Origin of the sequence: Joostella sp. CR20 (assembly GCF_038433465.1) — a bacterium.
Lineage (GTDB): Bacteria > Bacteroidota > Bacteroidia > Flavobacteriales > Flavobacteriaceae > Galbibacter.
In genome coordinates, this window is the sequence record NZ_JAESVF010000021.1 from 1 (window position 1) to 7,237 (window position 7,237).

Consider the following 7,237-nt stretch of genomic DNA (forward strand, 5'->3'; position numbering starts at 1 on the left):
CCAAAAGGATAGTAGTTTATGCAAATTTTTCAACGCTGGCTACCTTTTTCAGATGGTCAACTCCAAAATTTAATTTAAAGAACGTTTTTATTAAGGTACTAATATAGGAGTTTTCCTTTAATTTCGTCCAACCACTCACCTTACTTTTAATAAGGTTTTCTCCATAAAATTTAAGGTTTTTTCGGGGTTATCTTTCAAAACCATGATTACAATAACTACAGCGATCACTATCAATCCTAATTGCCACCATTTTAATTGGATTTCTATTTCTTTAATTTTTATCATCTTTTCTAATGTTTTGCTCTATTCAACAATGTTTGTCAAAATTCTAGAATCAACTTCAAAAAGTTTAAGACATGAATTTTATCAATCTGAAAAACAAGGTAGTTATAAGAGTTCGTTCATAAAAGGACAATCAGATACCGCTAATTTTTCGATTAGTTTTTAGAAGTTTTTTGCGGAGAAAGAGGGACTCTCCTCCCCGATTTTGAGAAGTATTAACGTTTTAAAAAGATGAAGATTTACAAGCCTTAAGCTTCGGTTTTAGCAACGTCCTTAATCAATCTTCAGCTTTTTAAAATGATAGCCACTAATGCGGCGATTGAGCATTATAAATTAACTTTCGTAGTGCGATGGCAGCAGCGTTGAACTTTCAGCGTGGGCGATGTCGGCAATTTTACATAACGCAATTTATAACTGCACAAGCTAACCGATTTTGTCAACCGTAAATTCTGATTGTGCATTATAAAGCTCCTGCGTTATGTAACTTTGCTTGGGGTAAGTTTTTATGTATTAGCTTTTTGCAGGGGAACAGCTCTTTGCTTTTTGTCGATAATCGACTTTTAAATATTAAATTCTATCGTAAAAAAGTAATGTGCTGTGTGAGCCTTGGCACATAAAAACTTACAGTGTCGTGGGAAGCGGAACAAAACAAAAGACAGAGGGTTTTTGCTTTTTTCAGCAAAAAACTGGGTTTTGTTTTGTGGGGAGTTATTTCTTGACTCTGCTCCTTATGATTTCAGGGTTTCTACTTGTGTGCAGAACCCCAAAAACAACAATCCGCTTTTGTTCTTCTTCCACTAAATAGAAAATTGCGTAAGGAAAACGAGTTACCAAAGATTGTCGTAACTCTTTATATTTCCGTTGATAATGCTCTGGATATTCGCCAATATAATCGATTTCTTTATTGACTTCAGTTTTAAATTCTTGGGCTAATGTTTCACTTTTTTCGTGATACCATTTTTTTGCCTTTCGTAAATCTGTATGTACAATTGGCAGTAACTTGATTTTATAACTCATTACCAATCGTTCTTTACATCTTTCCAATCCAAAACATCATTGGGATTGTTTTTGTAGCTTTCTAAACGATTGTCCAATTCTTTTTTGTGCTCCATAGAGATTTCTTGGTGTTCTTCTTTTTCACGCTTTAAAACACGCTCTAAAGTATCTAAAATGCTTTCTCTATCAATACTGAACAGTTCCTGTATAAAATGATATTTTCGTGCTTCTAAATCCATAATTCCTATATTTCGGATATAACAAATGTACAATTTTTGTTCCATATTTTTAAGTTTATGATATTGGATGAAAGTTATTGACCATTTCGTGAAGGCTCTCTAAATCGTCCTGTAAATAGCGTTCGGTTGAACTGATGTAACGATGTCCTGCCAGATATTGAACCTTTCTTAAATTATATTGTCCTAACCAATTCGTAATTACTGATGCTCTGATTTGCTTGATGTTTTCAGCTTTTTGATTGCACTTTTTCAGCTTCTTAATTATCTGTGAAGTGAGCACATTAAATCGTGTATTGATTGGGAACAGTAAATCTGTGTGGTTTTTTATTCGCTTTTGTAACAATGGCAACACTTCGTTTTGGTATTCTATAAATTCCATTATTTGCCAGGGTTTTAACTCTAATTCTCGTGCGTTACTTTTTCTGGTACTTGGCACATAGATTTTTCCTTTTGAGAGCTGTAAATGTTCGGTTTTTAACTTGCTTAAACTTGTGGTGTTCAATCCTTGGTAAACGATTAATCCTATGATAACTTTATTCCTCTTTGCACAAACTAATGCATACTTATCTGTGGCATTGCCACTTTCAAAAGAATAATATAAATCCTCCAGTTCGTCTGCATCCAGTAAATCGTAATTAATGGTTCTTCGTTCGCCTTTTACTACTGTATTTTCTATGGGATTATCGCTTCTGTATGCTTCATCAATCAAGTAATTAAAGTAAATTTTTATACTTCGTAATCTGTGGTTGACCGTCTTTTTGGTTATGCCTTTTCTCGATAGATATTTAATGAACTTTAAGCAGGTTTTATAATCGATTTCGGTTGGTGTGGTACTATTTCTGTTACACCATTTTTTAAAAAGTTCTACCTGTTTTTCGTTTCCTGTAATGGTGGTTTCGCTGTAACCTTGTTCCTCTAAATATGTGCTGTAATTATTCATTTTCAATCGATTTTAAAAGATGTGTGTAGATTTGAGTGCTTTCTAAACTACTATGCCCCAAAAAGGTTTTGATGCTTTCTAATGGCACATTTTGTTGCAGTAGATGTGTGGCGATGCTATGGCGTAAAATGTGCAGCGTAATGCCTTTTTCTGCAATGGTTTTATTGTTGGTTGCTTCTACGATTGCTTTTAACCTATTGGCAAAACTCATGCCCTGCATTCGTGTACCGTTCTTGTTAATAAACAAGGCTTCGCTTAAATGGGATTGGTAAAATTCTGGTCGAGCTTCGTAGATGTAATCTTCCAATATTTCTGCATTCTTTCGGTTGATGGGTACAAACCGTTCTTTGTAGTTTTTTCCTTTTCTAACAAACACTCGTTCCTTTTCAAAATAGATGTCGCTTAAATCTAAGTGTACTGCTTCGTTTCGTCTTAATCCACAACTATACAATACTGTTAAAATGGCTTTATCTCTTAATTTAAATCGACTTTCTGTATGACTTAATTCGGTGGCTTCAAAGAGTTCCTTAATTTCTGCTATCGTCAGTACATTTAACTTTTCTTCAGTTGGTTGCTGCTCTGATTTCAGATGTATGTTGATGCCTTTGTGATTGTGGTTCTGTAAATAGTCCTTGAACTTTTTTAAGGCTTGTTGGTGTTTGTTCAAGTAGCTTTTACTCAATGCTCCGCTTTGGCGTTCGTTGGCTCTTTCCTTGAGTTCGCTGTAATATTCCTTTACTATTTTGGCAGTAATCTGATTGATGCTTTTGATATGGTTTTGCTCTAAATAATAGAAGAACTCTTGCAAGTGGTTTGGCAAGTAATAAACTGTACTTTCTGCATAACCGAGGATGTCCAACCAGTCCTTAAAGGACATTAATAAGGTTTTAAAACTTTCATTGTATAGCTTCAACTTTTTCACTTCGGTATGTGTTTTTTGCGATTTCTTGGAACAAGCTTCTAACTTGCTGTTTTTGATTATGTTAGCTGTTCCACTTTAGCAATGGAACGCTTTGGAACATTGGAACACTCTATCTTTATCAAACATTCCTTTAAAGCTTGTGTTATTGCTTCTTCCAGTTCCTTGTATTCATTGGGATTGGTTACTTCGTAACAGTTTAGGTTTTCGCCTTTTTTCTTTACTTTCTTGATGTAATGGTTATCCAATAATTGTTGGTGGTAACGCCACTGTGTCGTTTTCTTGACCTTTAACCGTCTGCGGATTTCCAATGCTGTAAACGTGGTTTGGTTTTCTGCGATTAGATACTTTTTCAGTTCTTCAATGTAGTTTCTGCAAGCTCCTGTGATGGTATCGGATTTTCGTAATAAAACATCAATAATAAGCTCATTGGCTTCTTGTATATCTTCGATTGTTGTCTCGATGTACTCCTCTCCTGTTTGGGTGTCAAACTTCGACTCTCGTTGATATTGCTTGTAAAATGTAATCGCTTCAATAAACTGTAAATAGTGTGAGTTTGTTCGTCTTGGTTTAAAAACTGATTTTGGTAATTGCAGATATTCGGCAAAAGGATTAATCACTTTTATTGGTTTTAAAACTCGTTGCACATTGCGGAGAAGCTCCGCTGCTTTAAATTCTTCATCTTTATTAAGCTTGCCTGCCGATAGCAACCGCTGATAGCGCATTATGCGCTGGTCTTGCGCTTCGCTTTCATCGATGTACAAAAGGAAGCTTCTATTTGAATTGTCCTCGTAAATGCTTTCCTGTGTGGTACACCCTGCAACACTTACAGGACCTTCAACGGTTAAATGGATTGTTCTTGTTGTGCCTTTGGTGTCTTTGTGAACTACTGTTTTTGTAATTCGTTTTTTGGATTGCAGTTCCCGTAATGGATAGAGTACAGATTCCGCTCCGTCCAGATCTTCTATTAAAATTAGTTTGTGCTGTAATTCTGTGCGATTGAAGTAGTAAAAAGCATTTGCGGACAGTACCGTGATTTCTACTTTATCTTCTTCCGGGATGAGTTCCGCAACCTTGCTTTGTAAATGTGTTTTTCCAACTCCGGAACTTCCCAAGCTAATGCAATGCAAAGGATTATTTGTTTTTCTGCTCGTGAAGATTAGATACATTGTTTGCCTGTTGTGTTCTTCGCCGATGACGCCAGACTTTCCGATTAAATCGTTTGTACGTTTGAGTAGATTTTTAGAGGATAAAAATTTGATGGCTTCTTTTTCCTCTGTTGCTGATAGCTCCTTTCTATATGGCATCATTGATGCCTCGTATTGGTCGATTAGCAAAAACCTGTAATTCTCTAACTCTTTGGTAAGTTCCTGTAATGTTCTACGTGCTACGCTTGTTCCAATCTCTAACCGTTCTGCAATCTTTCGTGTGAACTTTTCTATTTGGTTATCATTATACAGGTCTATCGAGTGCCTTAAAACGTTATGTTCCTTTGGTTTTTGTATGCTGATAGTTACTCGTAAACTCTCCAATTTATTGAGCTTGATACCTCCCAAAACGTGGATTTCTAAATGTTTGGTGGTGTATTCGTAGTTGTTCGGGTTGGACGTATTTAAAGCACTCATAATTATTTATAGATATATTTTCTACTACAAATATAATTTTAAATAGACAATAACTCTACTTAATAATCTGTATTTTTTCTATTTGTTGATAATTATAGAGTTTATTTCTATTTTTGTGATATGAGTATTGGTAAAAACATACAAGACATCCGCACAAAGCTCGGGCTGTTGCAAAAGGAAGTTGCTTTGGAACTCGACCTTGATAAATCGTCTTATTCCAAGGTGGAAAAGGATATGAGGGAAGTAAAGGTTTCGGAACTTAAAGTGCTTTCCAGCCTGTTCAATATGTCGATTGATGATATTATCAACTATGACGAGAATACCGCTCCTAAAGAGGTAATTTTAGAGGACAAGAGCGAGAACGAGCAGATTAAGCTTATCAACCAACTTGACGAAGAGGATAAATCTACCATTCTTAAAATCATTGATACAATGCTTACCAAAAAGAAGTTTAAAGATTTCTTCAACAAAAATGTTGCTTCACTTTAAGCTTAAAAAAAAACCAATTTACAACAACTTAAGATTCCCCTTATAACATATCCTACTAGGTTGCAATACTGCAACCATAAACGCTGAAAACCCTTGTTATTGCTCATTTTAACATTTTTTGTGCGATTTATAATACGTAATGCTGAAAATCAAGTAGTTACGTTTTTCGCTAACACCTCTTTTTTTAAACAAAAAACCACAACTTTTACGTTGTGGCTTGTTGGTTTGTTTATATTTATATCCCTTACTCTTGTTGCTTACTCGCTATGGGCACGGACTACAAGTCCGCGCGATCGGGGTTGATAAAATGCTCACTTCAAAGAAGTTTAAGGGCTTCTTCCAAAAAAACGTCGCTTCGCTTTAGAGCATAAAAAAACCGCCTCTTGGGCGGTCTTTTATTACTTTTTGTAGCTATATTTCTTTTTAGATTGCCTAACTATTTCTTCATAATCAAACCCCTGATTGATGACATACATTTTCTTGAATAAATATTTAAAGCTAAACGGCATTTTGGTTATTTTCAAGTAATAAATCTCCTCTGGCTTAATAAAAAACTCAACTTTTTTATTATCGCTTTTTGCCAAAAGTTTCAGTTCTTTTTTATCCTCTTTTAAATATTTGCTCTTCAAAATGATTTTGTCATTTTTCTTCTCCAATAAGTAAGCATCGTTTCCTTCAATGATATAATATTGTACATTTTCAATTTGCTCTTTGCCTTTCAAGAACGAGACTTTTATCTCTTTATCTTTTTGAGCAAAGGACAAGGATGTACATAACAAAACCGTGATTATTATAATTATTGTTCTAATCATTCTTTAGCTTCTTAAAATTCCTTATACTCATAGTTGTGATTACTCCATTGCTATTATAAAAATTAACTTTCGTACCACTTGATGTACCAACTTGTATAGCTGTAGCATTGTAACCATTATTTTCAAGGTTCTGCGCAGCTCCTATGTCGCCACCAGCACTTCCAGGAGTACCAGAAGGTGTCATAGAACCTCGATATGTTCTTGTAGTCCCATCAGCCTGTTCAACTTCCTGAGTTTTGGATGTATGTACGTGCCAATAATCAGCTAATTCACTTGATGATGGGTAATCTATTGGTGATGTTCCATTAAATAAATTTATTGAGCCATTACCTGTCTCGCTTTTCTTTGGTCCAGGTTCCCAAGCAACTGTAGTTACATTACCATCAGCATCTCTTTCTGTGTGTCCTCCTTCTTCGTGCAATCCTGCATCAGAACTATTAGGGTCTCTACCTGTATCTTCTCCTTGAGCATCCACCGAAGCTACAACTCCATCAACAGTAGCTTCTCCACCATTTAAAGTAACTACATCCTTACCTGTTAAGTCTATAGCGTTATTTCCTCCTTCCGTTTGATTTTTAATATCTCTTGCTTGACTATTGTTGTGAACAATGTGTATTTTCCCATCTGTTTTTCCATCATCACCTATTAGATTACCTCTTTTATCAAAAATAGGATCATCTAATGCAGCTACAGGAGCCATTCCATCAGGGTCAATGAAAAATACAGGATTATTAAAAGCAAAGTTATAAGGAGAGTGTCTACGCATCTGTTCTGCCAATGGGTCAACAACCACCCATCTTGCTATTGCTGGGTCATAATGTCTAAAGTTAAAATCATACATATTATAACCTAACTCCTCTTCGTGTTCTTTTCCGTGGTATTTGTACTTATGTTCCGTACCATTTATCACGTTATTGTAACCCTTATGACGTAAG

At 35.3% G+C, this 7,237-nt stretch carries 8 protein-coding genes; 1 reads left to right on the plus strand and 7 read right to left on the minus strand.

Annotated features, from left to right (window positions below; translation table 11 throughout):
- Window positions 1–990: 990 nt before the first annotated feature.
- From JMA43_RS13745 to JMA43_RS13765, 5 genes are all read right to left on the minus strand, one after another.
- Entirely contained in the window at window positions 991–1,299 is a 309-nt protein-coding gene (locus tag JMA43_RS13745) for a type II toxin-antitoxin system RelE/ParE family toxin (RefSeq protein WP_342157284.1), read from the minus strand.
- Window positions 1,299–1,562 (minus strand): addiction module protein, encoded by a 264-nt coding sequence (locus JMA43_RS13750; RefSeq protein ID WP_342157285.1) that lies wholly within the window; start codon window positions 1,560–1,562, stop codon window positions 1,299–1,301. Before JMA43_RS13750 ends, JMA43_RS13745 begins: the two co-directional genes overlap by 1 nt.
- A gap of 10 nt (window positions 1,563–1,572) precedes the next feature.
- Entirely contained in the window at window positions 1,573–2,457 is an 885-nt protein-coding gene (locus tag JMA43_RS13755; protein ID WP_342157286.1) for a tyrosine-type recombinase/integrase, read from the minus strand.
- On the minus strand, window positions 2,450–3,334 hold the full coding sequence (locus JMA43_RS13760; protein ID WP_342157287.1) for a tyrosine-type recombinase/integrase: 885 nt from the start codon (window positions 3,332–3,334) through the stop codon (window positions 2,450–2,452). Before JMA43_RS13760 ends, JMA43_RS13755 begins: the two co-directional genes overlap by 8 nt.
- Before the next feature lie 101 nt (window positions 3,335–3,435).
- Window positions 3,436–5,001, minus strand: a complete 1,566-nt coding sequence (locus tag JMA43_RS13765; RefSeq protein WP_342157289.1) for a hypothetical protein — start codon at window positions 4,999–5,001, stop codon at window positions 3,436–3,438.
- A gap of 120 nt (window positions 5,002–5,121) precedes the next feature.
- Here JMA43_RS13765 and JMA43_RS13770 point away from each other — a divergent pair, with 120 nt between their 5' ends.
- A complete protein-coding gene (locus JMA43_RS13770; protein ID WP_342157290.1) occupies window positions 5,122–5,490 on the plus strand; it encodes a helix-turn-helix domain-containing protein in 369 nt (122 codons plus the stop codon).
- A gap of 398 nt (window positions 5,491–5,888) precedes the next feature.
- Here the strand turns inward: JMA43_RS13770 and JMA43_RS13775 are convergent, their stop codons facing one another.
- The gene (locus JMA43_RS13775; protein WP_342157291.1) at window positions 5,889–6,302 is read right to left on the minus strand and encodes a hypothetical protein; all 414 of its coding nucleotides are present in this window, start codon (window positions 6,300–6,302) and stop codon (window positions 5,889–5,891) included.
- A partial coding sequence (locus tag JMA43_RS13780) for an RHS repeat-associated core domain-containing protein (RefSeq protein ID WP_342157292.1) occupies window positions 6,295–7,237 on the minus strand: 943 nt, incomplete at its 5' end. The genes JMA43_RS13780 and JMA43_RS13775, both read right to left, overlap by 8 nt.